Source organism: Mesorhizobium sp. WSM4833, assembly GCF_055811095.1.
This window is the reverse complement of record NZ_JBVVQG010000010.1, coordinates 185818-201125: the sequence shown is the minus strand read 5'-3', so window position 1 is coordinate 201125 and position 15308 is coordinate 185818. Positions and strand designations below refer to the sequence as shown.

Annotated in this window: 15 protein-coding genes and 1 riboswitch; of the genes, 7 read left to right on the top strand and 8 right to left on the bottom strand. The window is 64.3% G+C overall.

Annotation, left to right across the window (positions count from 1 at the left end):
- The first annotated feature begins 5 nt into the window (after positions 1-5).
- Both AC0L2D_RS21700 and AC0L2D_RS21695 read left to right on the top strand, forming a co-directional pair.
- Entirely contained in the window at positions 6-620 is a 615-nt protein-coding gene (locus tag AC0L2D_RS21700) for a response regulator (RefSeq protein ID WP_473542336.1), read from the top strand.
- Between the two features lie 155 nt (positions 621-775).
- Positions 776-1387, top strand: coding sequence for a LysE family translocator (locus tag AC0L2D_RS21695; RefSeq protein WP_024502939.1), 612 nt, complete (start codon positions 776-778; stop codon positions 1385-1387).
- 181 nt (positions 1388-1568) lie between these two features.
- On the opposite strand, the gene AC0L2D_RS21690 is transcribed toward AC0L2D_RS21695, so the two are convergent.
- The 3 genes from AC0L2D_RS21690 to AC0L2D_RS21680 form a co-directional block, all read right to left on the bottom strand.
- The gene (locus AC0L2D_RS21690; RefSeq protein WP_013529175.1) at positions 1569-2339 is read right to left on the bottom strand and encodes an amino acid ABC transporter ATP-binding protein; all 771 of its coding nucleotides are present in this window, start codon (positions 2337-2339) and stop codon (positions 1569-1571) included.
- Positions 2336-3016: an amino acid ABC transporter permease gene (locus AC0L2D_RS21685; RefSeq protein WP_013529174.1), complete on the bottom strand. Its 681-nt coding sequence runs from the start codon at positions 3014-3016 to the stop codon at positions 2336-2338. The genes AC0L2D_RS21690 and AC0L2D_RS21685 overlap by 4 nt, the downstream gene beginning before the upstream one ends.
- Positions 3017-3142: 126 nt before the next feature.
- Entirely contained in the window at positions 3143-3916 is a 774-nt protein-coding gene (locus AC0L2D_RS21680) for an amino acid ABC transporter substrate-binding protein (protein WP_013529173.1), read from the bottom strand.
- Positions 3917-4238: 322 nt separating this feature from the next.
- Between AC0L2D_RS21680 and AC0L2D_RS21675 the strand changes: the two genes are divergently transcribed.
- Entirely contained in the window at positions 4239-5102 is an 864-nt protein-coding gene (locus AC0L2D_RS21675; protein WP_013529172.1) for an RNA polymerase factor sigma-32, read from the top strand.
- A 24-nt stretch (positions 5103-5126) separates the two neighbouring features.
- On the opposite strand, the gene AC0L2D_RS21670 is transcribed toward AC0L2D_RS21675, so the two are convergent.
- The 4 genes from AC0L2D_RS21670 to thiB all read right to left on the bottom strand — a co-directional run bounded on the left by AC0L2D_RS21670 (position 5127) and on the right by thiB (position 10271).
- Entirely contained in the window at positions 5127-6596 is a 1470-nt protein-coding gene (locus tag AC0L2D_RS21670; protein WP_024502938.1) for a M48 family metalloprotease, read from the bottom strand.
- Positions 6597-6854: 258 nt separating this feature from the next.
- The gene (gene thiQ / locus AC0L2D_RS21665; RefSeq protein ID WP_024502937.1) at positions 6855-7646 is read right to left on the bottom strand and encodes a thiamine ABC transporter ATP-binding protein; all 792 of its coding nucleotides are present in this window, start codon (positions 7644-7646) and stop codon (positions 6855-6857) included.
- Positions 7639-9264: a thiamine/thiamine pyrophosphate ABC transporter permease gene (thiP, locus tag AC0L2D_RS21660; protein ID WP_473542362.1), complete on the bottom strand. Its 1626-nt coding sequence runs from the start codon at positions 9262-9264 to the stop codon at positions 7639-7641. The genes thiQ and thiP overlap by 8 nt, the downstream gene beginning before the upstream one ends.
- 8 nt (positions 9265-9272) lie before the next feature.
- Entirely contained in the window at positions 9273-10271 is a 999-nt protein-coding gene (gene thiB, locus AC0L2D_RS21655; protein ID WP_337123488.1) for a thiamine ABC transporter substrate binding subunit, read from the bottom strand.
- 43 nt (positions 10272-10314) lie between these two features.
- A riboswitch (TPP riboswitch) is annotated at positions 10315-10429 on the bottom strand.
- An 87-nt stretch (positions 10430-10516) separates the two neighbouring features.
- Here thiB and AC0L2D_RS21650 point away from each other — a divergent pair.
- The 4 genes from AC0L2D_RS21650 (at position 10517) to AC0L2D_RS21635 (ending at position 13625) form a co-directional block, all read left to right on the top strand.
- Positions 10517-11176: a thiamine diphosphokinase gene (locus tag AC0L2D_RS21650; RefSeq protein ID WP_473542332.1), complete on the top strand. Its 660-nt coding sequence runs from the start codon at positions 10517-10519 to the stop codon at positions 11174-11176.
- Position 11177: 1 nt separating this feature from the next.
- Positions 11178-12998 carry an ABC-F family ATP-binding cassette domain-containing protein gene (locus AC0L2D_RS21645; protein ID WP_473542330.1) on the top strand — a complete coding sequence of 607 codons (1821 nt, stop codon included), beginning with the start codon at positions 11178-11180 and terminating at the stop codon, positions 12996-12998.
- Between the two features lie 85 nt (positions 12999-13083).
- Entirely contained in the window at positions 13084-13326 is a 243-nt protein-coding gene (locus AC0L2D_RS21640) for a type II toxin-antitoxin system CcdA family antitoxin (RefSeq protein ID WP_082827595.1), read from the top strand.
- A complete protein-coding gene (locus AC0L2D_RS21635; RefSeq protein WP_473542328.1) occupies positions 13326-13625 on the top strand; it encodes a CcdB family protein in 300 nt (99 codons plus the stop codon). The genes AC0L2D_RS21640 and AC0L2D_RS21635 overlap by 1 nt, the downstream gene beginning before the upstream one ends.
- A gap of 17 nt (positions 13626-13642) precedes the next feature.
- Here the strand turns inward: AC0L2D_RS21635 and AC0L2D_RS21630 are convergent, their stop codons facing one another.
- A complete protein-coding gene (locus AC0L2D_RS21630; RefSeq protein WP_013529163.1) occupies positions 13643-15301 on the bottom strand; it encodes a hypothetical protein in 1659 nt (552 codons plus the stop codon).
- Between the last annotated feature and the right edge of the window lie 7 nt (positions 15302-15308).

Here is a 15308-nt window from a genome sequence, read left to right as displayed (position 1 = left end):
CCATCGTGCGCGAGGGGCTGAAGCTGCTTATCTCGGCTATGGACAATGTCTCGGTCGTCGCCGAGGCTGCGGATGGCGAGGCGCTGCTTGGCCAGCTGCGAAGCACGCGCGCCGACCTTTTGATCCTCGACCTCGGCATGCCGGGTGTGGCCGGGATGCAGTTTATCGCCACCATCAGGACCTTGGCACCACGCCTGCGGATCGTGGTGCTGACGGCCAATGTCGAGCCGAGGACAGTACGCGCCGCGCTCAGCGCCGGCGCCAACGCCTACCTGACCAAGGATGGCGATCCCGAGGAACTCGGCGCTGCCATCGAAGCGGTCAAGAACGGAGGCACCTATCTGGCGAAAACCGTTCGCTTCGCGGTCAGCGATATAGGCAGGGACAGCGAGCCGATAGCCGCGCAGGAAATCCTGTCCCCGGTACCGCTGACGCGACGCGAACGGCAGATCCTTCAACTGGTGGCGCAAGGCATGATCACGCGCGACATCGCCGAACGACTGGGCATCAGCCTGCCGACCGCTCGCAAACATCGCGAAAATCTGATGGGCAAGCTCAGTCTCCACAACACCGCCGAACTGACCGCCTACGCGGTTCGTCTGGGATTGCCCACCGGCTGATATCGCAGCCGCTACAATGGGCAACCCGGCAACGTCCCCTTAACCATCGGCAGATTAGCCAAACCCGATCATCACCCAAATACGGCATCCGTCGTATGTTTTCGGCCTGCCCCCCGGCCTACTCCTCCCACGGCTTGATCATGGGAGGAGCTGTCATGCCATCGCTGGATCTCTGGATTCCGTTCGCCCTCGCAACGCTCGCCTTCGCCTGCATGCCAGGACCGGCGATTCTCTACATGACAGCGCAGACGCTGGCCCATGGCCGTCAGGCGGGATTGATGGCGGCACTGGGTGTCCATCTTGGTTGTTACGTGCACATCCTGGCCGCGGCGGTCGGGCTCGCCGCACTGATGGAACACGCGCCGGTCGCTTTCTTGGTGATCCGATGGGCGGGCGCCGCATATCTCATTTCGCTGGGCCTTGCCATGTTCCTGGGCTGGAACCGGATGGGTGAGGATGGTGCCAGGCCGGCCCCGAATACATTTCGCGACAGCATGGTCGTCGAGATCCTCAATCCCAAGACGGCACTGTTCTTCCTGACCTTCCTGCCGCAGTTCGTGGATCCGTCAGCCGGCATGGCCGTCGGGTTGCAGTTCCTCATCCTCGGCATCATCGTCAATCTCATCTTCTCGATGGCCGACCTTGCGGCGGTCGGCATCGCCTCGCTCGCCGTTGGCCGGTTCACTGGCGCCGGATGGGTGATCCCCAAGACATGCGGTTCGATCCTCATCGGACTTGGCGTGGCGCTCGTCAGCCATCATATCTGAACCTGCAAATGAAGAGCCGCGATTTCGAGGGAGATCTGACGGTGAAATTTCAGCGGCTGCTGGCGGCAAGGCCCGATATGCCGAAGGATGGCTGACGGCCTGCTCGCGCATCCGGCAAGATATACCGGAACCGGCGCGCCTTCGGGGCCATCGCCCGAATTCTACAGACCCTAGGCCGCGCCTACCCGCCGCCGCCTTCCTTCTCAGCCTCCTGCTTCAGCGTCGCAATGAACCGCTTCGTCCGTTGCTGCTCCGGATTGTTGAACAGCACCGCGGCCGGTCCCTTCTCGACGACGACGCCGGCATCGAGGAACACCACTTCCTTGGCGATCTTGGAGGCGAGGCGCAGATCATGCGTCGCCATCACCATGGTCGTGCCTTCACTGGCGAGCTTGCCAAGCACGTCGACCACCTCTTGCGCCAGTTCCGGGTCGAGTGCCGAGGTCGGCTCGTCGCAGAGCAGCACTTTCGGCGACGGCGCCAAGGCGCGGGCGATCGCCACGCGCTGCTGCTGGCCGCCCGACAGCGTCGCCGGCCAGGCGTCGGCCTTGTGCGCCATCCCCACCTTCTCCAGCAGAGCCAGCGCCCGCTCGCGTGCCCTCTCAGGCGCCCATTTCAGCACCGTCACCAGCCCTTCCATGACGTTCTCGATCGCGGTGCGATGCGGAAACAGCTGGAAGTTCTGGAACACCATGCCGGTCTGCAGCCGCAGGCGCTGGATATCCCTGGCCGGAACCCTGCCACCAGGATGGAATTCGAGCGTCTCGTCGCCGATGCGCACCGTGCCCGAGGTCGGGATCTCCAGGAGGTTGATGCAGCGCAGCAGGGTGCTCTTTCCCCCGCCCGACGGGCCGACCAGCGCCGTGACGCTGCCTTCGGCAATGGTGACCGTCACGCCCTTCAACACGAGATTGTCGCCAAAGCGCTTTTCGATGTTGCTGAGGCCGATCATGAGCGTGCCTCCAGGAAGCCGCCATAGCGGTTGAGCCGGGTCTCCAGCCGCGTCTGCAAGGCCGACAGCACCGAACTCAGCGCCAGATAGAGGATCGCCGCCTCGACATAGAGGATCAGCGGCTCATAGGTGGTGGCGACGATGCGCTGCGCCGCCTGGAACATCTCCGGCACGGTGATGGCGGCGGCCAGCGACGTATCCTTGACCAATGAGATGAAGGTGTTGGAAAGCGGCGGCACCGCGACCCGGCCGGCTTGCGGCAGGATGGTGCGCCGCATCGCCTGGCTCCAGGTCATGCCGATCGAATAGGCGGCTTCCCACTGGCCCTTCGGCACCGACCCTATGGCCGCGCGGATGATTTCCGACGTGTAGGCGCCGATGTTGAGCGTGAAGCCGATCAACGCCGCCGTGAAGGCGTCGAGCAGGATACCGACCGACGGCAGGCCGTAGAAGATAAGGAACAGCTGCACCAGCAGCGGCGTGCCGCGGAAGATCCAGACATAGAAGCGCACCAGCGCGACCAGCGGTTTCGGACCAAACAGCCGGGCAAGCGCCGCACCCAACCCAACGGTCAGCCCAAGGACGAAGGACAACAGCGTCAGCGGCACGGTGAAGATCAGCGCCGCCCACAACAGCGAAGGCAGCGACTCCAGCATCAGTTGCAGCCAGTGCGGCACGTAAGACCCTCCAAATAAGTCGAGGCTTCGTCGAGGCGCGACATATCACGACAAAAGCGGCGGACCGTCAAAGACGACTCGCCGCTCGATATGTCCTGTGGGCCGCGGAGCGGCCCGCCTCATAGATTACTTCGAAACGTCCTGGCCGAAATAGGTGTCGGAGATTTTCTTATAGGTGCCGTCGGCCTTGATGTCGGCCAGCGCCTTGTTGATCGCCGCGACCAGCTCCGGATCGCCCTTGCGCACGATGACGCCGGAATAGTCGGCGTTTTCCTCTTGCGCGGCGATCTTCACATTGGCGTCGGGCTTGTGCTTCTTGAAGTCGAGGAACGACAGGCTGTCATTGATCGTGGCGTCGGCACGGCCTGTCAGAAGCAGCTGGATCGATTGGTCGAAGCCATCGGTGCCGACCAGCTCGGCGCCGTTCGTTTCGGCCAGCTTGCCGAAATTCGAGGTCAGCGACTGCGCCGACTTCTTGCCTTTGAGATCGGCAAAGGTCTTGATGTCTGTGTTGTCGCCGCGCACGATCAGCACCGCCTTGGAGGCGATGTAAGGATCGGAGAAGTCGTACTTGGCCTTGCGGGCATCGGTGATTCCGACCTCGTTGATGACGGCGTCATAGCGATTGGCGTCGAGGCCGGCGATCAGCCCGTCCCACTTGCCTTCGAGGAATTCGACCTTGACGCCGAGCTTGTCGGCGATCGCCTTGGCGATTTCGACGTCGAAGCCGACCAGTGCGCCCGAAGTGTCATGATAGGTGAATGGCGCATAAGTGCCTTCCGTGCCGACCTTGATGACCCCGGCCTGCTTGATCTGGTCGAGATTGGCGCCGGCATGGCCTGCGGTGACAGCCAAGGCCTGCAGCGTTCCGGCGATGATGAGCGACTTGAGCCATTTCATTTTTCTGTGATCCCGTCCTTGGCCGGCCGACCGGCATATTGTGAGCGCTGGAAACTGACAGATGCAAGTCGAAAAAATAAGGAACAGAATTCCAAAAACAATCAGTTTCTGAAATCAGATACTCAAACTGGCGCTTTCCAGCCGACATCACGGCTATCGCGGGTAATCCCCGGAGTCCGCCAGGCAACACATACCCGCAGCCACGGTCGCGGAACCTTTCCCGCGCATGGCAGTTCTGGCTGTTCTAGGGCACGACGCCGCCATTTCAACCCAGGCGCCAGCCAAGTTTGCAAAGTCATCCGCACCACCCAGGGAGCGCCTCATGATGGAAGACACGGCAGGACGGATCATGGTCCGCGCGGCGATGAAGGCTCCCTACCTCGAGCGTGACGAAGAGCATCGGCTTGCATTGCTCTGGAAAGAGGACAACGACCAGAACGCGCTGCACAGCATCACCGTCGCGCATATGCGGCTGGTCATTTCCATGGCCTCCAAATTCCGCCATTACGGCCTGCCGCTCGGCGACCTGGTCCAGGAGGGTCATGTCGGACTGCTCGAGGCCGCCGCCCGCTTCGAGCCGGAGCGCGAGGTGCGGTTCTCGACCTATGCGACATGGTGGATCCGGGCCTCGATGCAGGACTATATCCTGCGCAACTGGTCGATCGTGCGTGGCGGCACCAGCTCGGCGCAGAAGGCGCTGTTCTTCAACCTGCGACGCCTGCGCGCGCGGCTGGCGAATGGCGCCGAGCCACTGTCAAACGCAACGCTCTATCGCGAAGTATCGGAAGCACTCGGCGTCTCCGAAGCCGACGTGGCGATGATGGATTCGCGGCTGTCGGCTCCCGACTCCTCACTCAACATGCCGGTTGCCGACGATGCGGGTTCGACCGAGCGCATGGAATTCCTGGTCTCGGACGATCCGCTGCCCGACGAGATCGTCGGCGACAAGATCGATGTCGCGCGCCGCTCGCTCTGGCTGAGGGAGGCGCTTCGCGCGCTCAACGCACGGGAGTTGAGGATCATCGAGGAACGCCGGCTTAACGACGAGGGCGCGACGCTGGAAGCGCTCGGCGAAACCCTCGGCATCTCCAAGGAACGCGTCCGCCAGATCGAGGCCCGCGCCATGGAAAAGCTGAAGGTCGCGTTGGTGAAGCAGAATCCGGAGTTCATGGCGACTGCCGCCTGAACGGCGTCAGGCGTCCAGGGGCTCTTACTTGTCCGTGACGATCTTGACCTTGTCGCCGGCCGAAACCGCGGCACCAGGCGACAGCGCGTTGAGGACGCGGAACAGGTCGAGCTTACGGTCGACGCCGACCATCTGCGCCGAAAGCGAACCCATCGTCTGCCCAGGCTGGACAGTGACGACGCGGATGCGCAGCGGCTTCAGCGCCGCCTTTTCGGCGGCACTCAAGATCCGGAACGAGCCGCTGACCGAGCGGGCGATTGTGTCCAGCGACGTGCTGGCCGAAGGGGCCGCGGTCAGCAGCCGGTAGACCTGGCCGCCGGCGCGGATCACCGCAATGTCGAACTGCCAGCCTTCGGCGCCGGCATGCGCGGTCGCTGCCTCGTTGCCGTTGATGGTTTCCTGCCTGACGCTGCTGTCGACGAGACCAGCCACCCAGCCGCTGCGGATATAGTCCGTCAGCGCCCGGTTCTTGTCGATCGACACGCCATCGAAACGGATCGCTATGTCGCCGGGGCCGGTGGCCGTCACCGCTGCCGCCGAATTGTCGATGATGAAGCCGTCCGGTACCGTGAACGATACGCCAAGGCCCGGATGCAGGAAGGTTTCGCCGCGCACATAGCCTTCTTCCGGCGTGTCGCCATAGAGCAGGCCGTCTATGCCGGCGAGGAAGGAATCGCGGTCGCGCGTGCCGACGCCCGGCGCGCCGAACTGGCGGGCATGGCGCTGCGCCAGATCGATGCGCTGCGGCGTATTGGGGTGCGTGGCCAGGAAGTCGAGGCTGGCGTCGGTGGCGCCGCTGATCGAGCGGAAATCCGTGTAGGCCGACATTGATTGCAGGAAGCGGCCGGCGGCGAAAGGATCGTAGCCGGCCTCGCCGATCGACTTGATGCCGATGGCGTCGGCTTCCAGCTCCTGGTTGCGCGAGAATTGCGCGAGCCTCAGCTTGCCGCGGATCAACGCCGCCTTGGCGGTCGGGCTGTCGCCGAGCACATCGGAAACCACCTTGGTCGCCAGGCCTTCCTCTGCCTCGAGTTGCTGGCGCTGCAAGCCGTGATTGGCGGTGACATGGCCCATCTCATGCGCGATGACAGCGGCAAGCTCGGCCGAATCATTGGCCAGCGCCAGGAGGCCGCGCGTGATGTAGAGATAGCCGCCCGGCAGCGCGAAGGCATTGACATTGGGCGAATTCAAAATGGTGATGCGATAGGTCTGTGTCGGGTTGGCGGACACCACCGTCAAACTACCGACCACCTTGGCGACCATGCGCTCGAGCTTGGGATCGGAATATTCGCCGCCATAGGTCGCCAGGATGCGCGGATGCTGCGCCCTGGCCAATTCGGCGAGCTTGTTGTTGGCGCCGACATTGTCCACCGTGATCGGCTTGTCGGAAGGCTGGAAGCCGGATTCCTGAACCTCCGGCGGCGTGAACATCTGGCAGCTTGCCAACGCCACGGCAAAGCCGGCCAGCGCGAGGAAGCGCGCCAGCGGTTTCATTCCCAATGTGTTAGCGCCGATCGCCAGAACGGCTTCCTTTCGGGTCCCGGCACATGACATTGAAAATCGGGGACGATCTTCAGAATGTTCACGTGCCATATCTCAAACTGCTGCAGTATCCGCGGCCCGTCCCAGGGGCGGGCGCCGGATACTGCAGGCAAATCACGGCCTGTGCCGGACCGGTAGGGCGGACCTAGCCACACTCCCCCGGTCATGGCAAGCAAACGCCACATCGCCTGGAGCCGGTTTGACCGTAAATTATGTCCGCTTCCGGGCAACATCGCGTGATGTGGAATATCCGGCACCCGCGCCGATATAGCGCCGGAACGCCTCCGGACCAGCCCCGGCAAAGAAATCATCAGCCTTGCCGGTGGCGGCGACCAACCCATTGTCGACAAACACCATATGCTCGCCGATGCGGCGTGCATCCTCCGGCTGGTGCGTGACGAACAGCACTGTCATGGCGCGTTCGGCATGAACGGCGGCAACCAGGTCCAGCATCTCGTCGCGCAAAGCCGGTCCGAGCGAAGCGAAGGGCTCGTCGAGCAGCAACACCGGTCGGTCGCGCACCAGCACGCGGGTCAGTGCGACGCGCTGGCGTTCGCCCCCCGAGAGCTCGCGCGGCAGGCGTTTCTCCTTGCCCGCAAGACCGGTGCGCGCAAGCGCCTCGGCGACCGCGGCGCGGTCCGCCTCGGTCAGCCGCAGGGATGGCGAGCGGCCGAGCCCGACATTCTGCTCGACGGAAAGATGCGCGAAGAGATTGTTCTCCTGGAACACCATCGACACTGGCCGCGCCGAGGCCGGCTCGGCGCTGACATCGACACCGCCGATCAGCACGCGGCCCGACCGTGGGGTCTCGAAGCCGGCGACCAGATTGAGCAGCGTCGACTTGCCCGAACCGCTCGGCCCCATGATGGCGGTGATCGTCGCCGCGGCAAACTCGACATCGAAAACAAGCGGCGCCTCGCCATAGCTGCCATAGCTGAACGACACTTTGTCCAGCCGCACCGGCGCGCCCTTCGCGAGCCCGTTGGCCGCCTTTTCACGCATCACGGACCTCCTCCCTTCCCAGCCAGTGCGCCGCCACGATCAACGCGAGACAGACGAGGCCGAGCAGCAGTGCGAGGCCGGCGGCATCCTCGGTGCGGTAGCTGCCCATCCGAGCCAGAAGAAGGTAGGGCAATGTCTGCACGGAATCACTGCCGAACAAGGCAATGACACCGAGATCGCCGAGCGACAGCGCCATGGCGAAAGCGAAGGCCGTGGCGAGCGGTCGCCGCAGCGACGGCCAGTCGACCAGCATCAGCCGGTTCCAGCCCGCAATGCCGAGCTGTGCACAGAGCCGTTCGTGACGCTCGCTCGCCGCATCATAGGCGGGACGCACGGCGCGGAGCGCAAACGGCATCGCCATCACCGCGTTGACGGTGACGACCATGACCGGGGCGATGGCGAAGACATCGCCGACATGGCGCAACAACAGGAACCAGCCGGCGCCGACGACGATCGGCGGCACGACCAGGACAAAACCGGCGCCTGTATCGGTCGCGTGCTCGAGCAGTGTCTTTGCGCCGGCACGGCGGTTCAGCGCCAGTGCCCGCCGCGCCATGGTCAGCGCCAGCGACAGCATCACCGAAAGCAGCGCCGACAGGAAGGCGAGCGCCGCGCTGGTCAGCGTTGCCTGCCGGACAGTGGCCTCGCCGGCCAAGCGGGCGAGATCGGCACTCAATCCGGCCATCACGGTTGCCGCCATCGGCCCGACGACGAACAGCAGCGCCAGGACGATGAGTAGCGCGTTCAACCAGGTCTCGCTCCGATTGACCGAGAGATAGCGGCGTTGCGCGACCGGCAAATTGGTGTCGCTGACCACATTGGCGCCTAGCCGCGTCAGTGCCAGCACCACGATAAAGGTCAAGGCGATCTGCAGCAGCGTCAGTGCAACGGCCCGTGCGGGATCGAAATCGAAGCGCAGCGCCTGGTAGATGCCGACCTCAAGCGTCGTCGCGGCCGGCCCGCCGCCGAGCGTCAGCACGATCGTGAAGGATGTGATGCAGAGCATGAACACAAGCCCGGCGACGCCGGGCAGTGCGGCGCGCAGCGTTGGCCATTCGATCAGCCGGAACGCCGGCCGGGCCGCCATGCCGAGTTGGCTCGCCAGCCGCCATTGGTCGGCCGGTATGGTCTGCAGCGCCTCGAGGAACAGCCGCGTCGCCAGCGGCAGGTTGAAGAAGACATGGGCGACGAGAATGCCGGACAGGCCATAGATGCCCGGCCAGCTTCCGCCGCCGATAACGGCAAGCACGCCGGCGAAGTAGCCGGCACGGCCATAAAGCGCCAGGATGCCGAGCGCTGCAACGATGGCCGGCAGCGCCAACGGCACGGCGAAGATCTGCAGGATGAAGGCGCGGCCGAAGAAACGTGGATGCCGCGACAGAGCGCGCGCCACAAACAGCCCCGGGATGACCGAAAGCAGCGTCGACAGGACCGCTTGCCAGAGCGTGAAGCGAATGACGCGAAGCAGATAGGGATCGAAGGCTGCCCAGGCGCCCGAGAAATCATGGGCGCCCTCGAAAAGCAGGCCGGCAAACGCGCCGCCGATCAGCAGCGCGATTGCAGCGAGCGCTACAATGCCGGCACTGACGCGGGAATCCGTGGAATGCGCCGGCGCCATCGCGCTGCCTACTTGCTCATCGCCGCCAGCCATTCATCGACCCAGGCCTTGCGGTTGGCAGAGACCTCTTGCGGGCTGAACAGCAAGGTCTTCGTTGGCTTGACCAGTTTGTCGAAGGCCGAATTGAGCGGCTTGTCGGTCTTGCCTGCCGGGAACATCCAGTTGGTCTCGGGGATGGCATCCTGGAATTTCGGCCCGGTCATGAAGGCCATGAACTTGGCCGCCAGCGGATTCTTGGCTCCTGTCGTGGTGATACCCGCCACCTCGATCTGCAGATACTCGCCCTCCTCGAAGGAGGCCGCCTGGTAGCGCTCCGTGTTCTCGGCGACCATGTGGTAGGCTGGCGACGTCGTGTAGGACAGCACCATCGGCGCCTCGCCCTTGGTGAACAGCCCATAGGCCTCGCTCCAGCCCGGCGTCACGGTCAGCACCTTGGCCTTGAGCTTGGCCCAGGCCTCGGGTGCCTTGTCGCCATAGACCGACTTGACCCAAAGAAGCAGGCCGAGGCCTGGCGTCGAGGTGCGCGGATCCTGGATGACGATCTTGTCGTTGGCACTGCCTTCGATCAGCTCCTTCAGGCTCTTCGGCGGCGTCTTCATCTTCTGCGTGTCGTAGACGACAGCGAAATAGCCGTAGTCGAAGGGGACAAAAGTGTCGTCGCTCCAGCCGCCCGGCACATTGACATCCGTCACCGCGCCATGCGGCGCGAACAAGCCTGACGCCTTGGCATCGGCGGTGAGATTGGTATCCAGGCCAAGCACGATATCGGCCTTGGTCGATGCGCCTTCCAATCTGACGCGGTTGAGCAGCGCGACGCCATCGGCGACCGAGACGAAGTCGACGTCGCAGCCGCATTCGGCCTCGAACTCCTTCTTCACCACGGGACCCGGACCCCAGTCGGCGGTGAAACTCTCATAGGTGTAGACGGTGAGCTTGTCCTTGGCCAAGGCGGGCCCGGACAAGGCCACGACCGTTGCTGAAACAAGAGCGTATAAAAGCGTGCGCATCGGCGCCTCCTTCGTTTGAATTGAAAGGAATTGAGGCGTCGGACTGTCCGAAACGTCTAATCCCTCCGCCGGTACAAACCGGATCAGGTTCAGCGGGTTGGCGAGACTGCCTCTCAGCCGGTCCGCGAAGATCGCGTCCGGCACCCCGTTAGAGCGTTTCGACACATAGGCCGGGCCGATCCGCCATGCAAGCGGGAGTTTGCCGCCTTCCGTTTCCCGTGCCGGGCTGGTAAGGGCCACACGATATGAGCACATTCACCATCCTGCTTGGCGGCGATCTCATCCGTACGCCACGGCTCGACCGTCAGGTCAAAGGCTCCCGCGTCATCGCCGCCGACGCCGGCATCGGTCATGCGCGGTTGCTGGGTCTCGTGCCGGAGCTGTGGGTGGGTGATTTCGATTCGGTGCCGGCCAACCTGCCGGACGATCTCGCTTCCGTGCCGCGCCGGACCTTCCCGGCGGAAAAGGACCAGACCGATGGCGAACTTGCCGTCGCCGCGGCACTGGAGCGCGGCGCGACCCGGCTGGTGCTGGCCGGCGCCTTTGGCGGCAAGCGCGCCGACCACGCTTTTCTGCATCTGTCGCTCGGCCTGCGGCTGGCGGAGGCGGGAACGGACGTGCTTTTGACCAGCGGCGCTCAGGAAGGCATCCCCCTGCTGCGTGGAACGGCCGGCTTCGACTATGCCGACGGCACGCTGTTTTCGGTGCTCGGCTTTTCCGAGCTCGACGGCCTGACCGTCACCGGCGCCAAATGGCCGCTCGCTCACGTCAAGGTGGCGTTCGGTTCGTCGCTGACCATTTCCAACGAGGTCAAGTCCGACAAGACCGGGGGCCGCCTCGAAATCGCGCTCGGCCATGGCCGCGCGATGCTGCTCGCTCATCCCTATCCCTTACCTGAAAGCTGACATGGCCCCGCCCCTTCTCAACCTCGACGGGATAAAACTGACCTTCGGCGGCACGCCGCTGCTCGATGGCGCCGCCTTGACGGCTTCGACCGGCGACAAGATCGCACTGGTCGGCCGCAACGGGTCCGGCAAGTCGACCCTGCTGAAGATCGCCGCCGGCCTGATCGAGCCGCAGGACGGCGAAGTGTTCCGCCAGCCTTCGGCGACCGTCCGCTATCTGCCGCAGATGCCCGACATGGAAGGTTTTGCCACTGTCCGCGCCTATGTCGAGGCCGGGCTTGGCCCCGCCGACGATCCCTACCGCGCCAGCTATCTGATGGAGCATCTCGGCCTGTCGGGTGAGGAACGTCCGAACGACCTGTCGGGCGGCGAGGCGAGGCGCGCCGCCCTTGCCCGCGTCATGGCGCCGGAGCCCGATATCCTGCTGCTCGATGAGCCGACCAACCATCTCGACCTCTCGGTCATCGAATGGCTGGAAGAAGAACTCATCCGCACCTCCTCGGCGCTGATCGTCATCTCGCACGACCGCCGCTTCCTCGAACGCGTGTCGCGCGCCACGGTCTGGCTCGATCGCGGCCAGACCCGCAGGCTGGACAAGGGCTTCGGCCATTTCGAGGAATGGCGCGACCTGGTTCTGGAGGAAGAAGAACGCGAGCAGCACAAGCTCGGTCGCCAGATCGTTCGCGAAGAGCATTGGCTGCGCTACGGCGTGACGGCGCGGCGCAAGCGCAACATGCGCCGGCTCGGCGAGTTGCAGACCATGCGCCAGCGTTTTCGCGGTCATCGCGGGGCCGAAGGGTCGGCGACCATGGTGGCGAGCGACGCCACCGAGTCCGGCAAGCTGGTGATCGAGGCGAAAAACATCGAAAAGAGCTTTGGCGATCTCACCGTGGTCAAGGCGTTTTCGACCCGCATCCAGCGTGGCGATCGCGTTGGCCTGGTCGGGCCGAACGGCGCCGGCAAGACCACGCTCTTGAAGATGCTGACCGGCGAGATGAAGCCGGACGCCGGTTCGGTGCGGCTCGGCACCAATCTGGAGATCGCAACGCTCGACCAGAAGCGTGAGGCGGTCGACCCGCAGGAGACGCTGGCACAATATCTCACCGATGGGCGCGGCGAAAACCTCGTCATCAATGGCGAGCAGCGCCACGTGGTCTCCTACATGAAGGATTTCCTGTTCAAGCCGGAGCAGGCGCGCACGCCGGTGCGCGAGTTGTCCGGCGGCGAGCGGGCGCGGCTCTTGCTGGCGCGCGTGCTGGCGCGGCCCGCAAACCTTCTGGTGCTCGATGAGCCGACCAACGATCTCGACATGGAGACGCTTGAACTGCTGCAGGAACTGGTCGCCGGTTTCGCCGGCACCGTCATCCTGGTCAGCCACGACCGCGATTTCCTCGACCGCACCGTGACCAGCCTGATCGCGCCGGATGGTGAAGGCCGCTGGATCGAATATGCCGGTGGCTACTCCGACATGCTGGCGCAGCGCGGCGGCACGAAGCTGGACGACCGCAAGGCGCGGGCGAGAGCCGAAAATGGCGAGGCGCCCGCGTCAGACAAGAGCGAAGCCGCCGCGCCAAAAGTGCCGGCGAAGAAACTGTCGTTCAAGCAGAAATTCGCACTGGAATCCCTGCCGAAGAAAATCGAAGCTGTGATGGCCTCTATCTCGCGGCTGGAGAACAACATCGCCGATCCGGCCTATTACGAGCGCGATCCGGCCTCGTTCCAGAAAACCATCGCCGCCCTCGACAAGGAGCGCGCGACGCTGGCCGCGCTCGAGGAAGAATGGCTGGAACTGGAGATGTTGCGCGAGGAGATGGAAGGGTAGGCTCGCACACCTCCAATTAGCGTCGCTTGATTATTGCTCCGACGCCGAAATGCGCATACATTATGCGCATGTTGCGGAGGCTATTATGCGCAAAATTGCCTTGAGTGCGATCCGTCAGCCAGCAAATCTGTCGATCGATTCGAACCTCATGAGGGAAGCCAAGGGACTTGACGTGAATGTCTCGCGCGCTGCGGAGGCCGGCATCGCGGAGGCGGTGGCTGCCGAAAAAACGCGGCTGTGGAAGCTTGAGAACCGCGCCACGATGGACGCGTGGAACGACTATATCGAGAAACATGGCATCCCGCTGGAAGACTACCGGCAGTTCTGATGCCCCGCTATGATGTCTTCGCCGGTCGCATCGAAGGCAGCTATGTGCTCGACGTTCAGTCAGAACTGCTCGAAAATTTCAAGACGCGGGTGGTCGTGCCGCTTCTGCCGGTCGCAATGGTGCCACCGCCGATGCGAAAGCTTCATCCGATTTTTGAGATCAACGGTCGAAAGCTCGTTATGGCAACACACCTGGTTGCCACCGTTCCGGCCAGCGATTTGGGCGAAAGTCGGTTGAACCTGATCAAGCACCACGATGACATCGTCGCTGCGCTCGACATGCTGTTCCAGGGCTTCTGAACGGCGGCTACAGCGTCTCAGCCTGCCGTCTTGGCCTGCCAGGCCTTGATTGCCTCGTCGAACACCTTCTCTCCTGGAATGCCCTTTTCCATGGTCAGCAACGCCCGCCGTCCGGTCTTGTAGACCACCGGCACGTCGATCCAGTCCTGGCCGCGCAACAAGGTCATGTTGGCGTCTTCGTCGGCCTTGGTGTCGTTGAGCGCGACGAGGAAGAAGCCGTCGGCAATCTTGGCCGGAATGCCGATCAGCGGGCTGCCGGCATCCTGCTCCGAAGCCTTCATGGCAACGCGCAGGATGTTGTCGACACCGCCGCCCTCGAAACCGTCGGGCGTCAGGAAGATCATCTCGATGATGTGGCTGGCCGGCAGCGTCTGGTCGGTGTTGCGGCGGATGGTCATGCGCAACTGGATGTCCTTGCCGGGAATGGTCGCCTCGGCGCGGATCGCCGGCTCCGGCGGCAGGTCGCCACCGGGCGATTCCTGCACCAGCGACCAGACGATGTTGCCGGGCTCGGCGGAGCCCTGGGCGGTGCTGGTGCGCTCCTCATAGAAGATCGCCTTCTGGCCGACAGGCAGAGCGGCTTCCGCAGGCGCAGCCGCCGGGGCGGGCGGCGCGGCACCTGCCGGTGCTGGCGGCGTGCCGGCAGCACCGGCCGGCGCTGCAGGCGCTGCTCCGTTGGCAGGCGGCGTTGCGGGGGCGGCATCTGTCGCCGGAGGCGTAGTCGCGGCAGGCGTACCGGCGGCCGGTGCGGAAATCGCCGGTGCGTTCGTGGCCGAGGGCGGGGTGGTCAGCGCCGCGACCGATTCGCCTTCGCCGATGCCGCTTTGGCCACCGGCCGGACCCGGGTCGACTTCACCACCCTGCGGTGTCAGCCGCTGGGTGAATTTCGTGCTTTCGGCTTCCGTGCCGCCAGCCGCGGGCGCCGGCGGCGCTGCCGCGGCATCGGTTGCCGGCTTGGCCGGCGCTGGCTTCACGGGTTCGGTTTTCGCTACCTGATTGCCGCCAAGCCCCAGCATCTTGCCGAAGGCGTCCTTGTTCAGCCAGATGCCGTAGCCGCCGCCGGCAACGACCAGCAGTGCGACGACGGCCGCGATCAGCCCGCCATAGCTGCGCTTGCGCTCGGCGGGACGCAGGCGCTGGAAGGTGTCCTGTACCGGCTCTTCATTGTCTTCGTTGCTGGAAAAGACATCGGCCTCGTCGTCCGCCTCCTCGGCGTTCATGCCTGGAAGAGGCGTGTCGGCGCGAGCCGGCTGGGCAGGCGCCGGCGTCGATCTTTGCCAGCTTGGCTCGACCTTGGCGGCAGGCGGCGGCGCGGGTTGATAGGGCTCGGGCTTGGCGACGGGCGGTGCCGGCCAGGCCGATTCCGCCTTCGCCGGCTGCCTCGTATGGCTTGGCTGGTTCTTGTTGCGATCGATCGACGAAAAGATGTGTTCCAGCTCCGCGAGCGGGTCGGTCTCCGGCACGCTCTTGGCATAATCGCGCTCGACGCTTGTAATGGCGTCTTCCAGCGAACGCATCTGCGTGGCTATGGCTTCGGGAGCCCACGGCGGCGAACGTTCACCAAGCTTCTTCGCCAGCATGGTGCGAACGCTGGCATAGATGCGCGTACGCTTTTCCGGCGTCTCGTCGCCATGCTTGTCGAGCGCGTTTTTCAGAATAGCAACGAAATCTGCCATGCTTCAG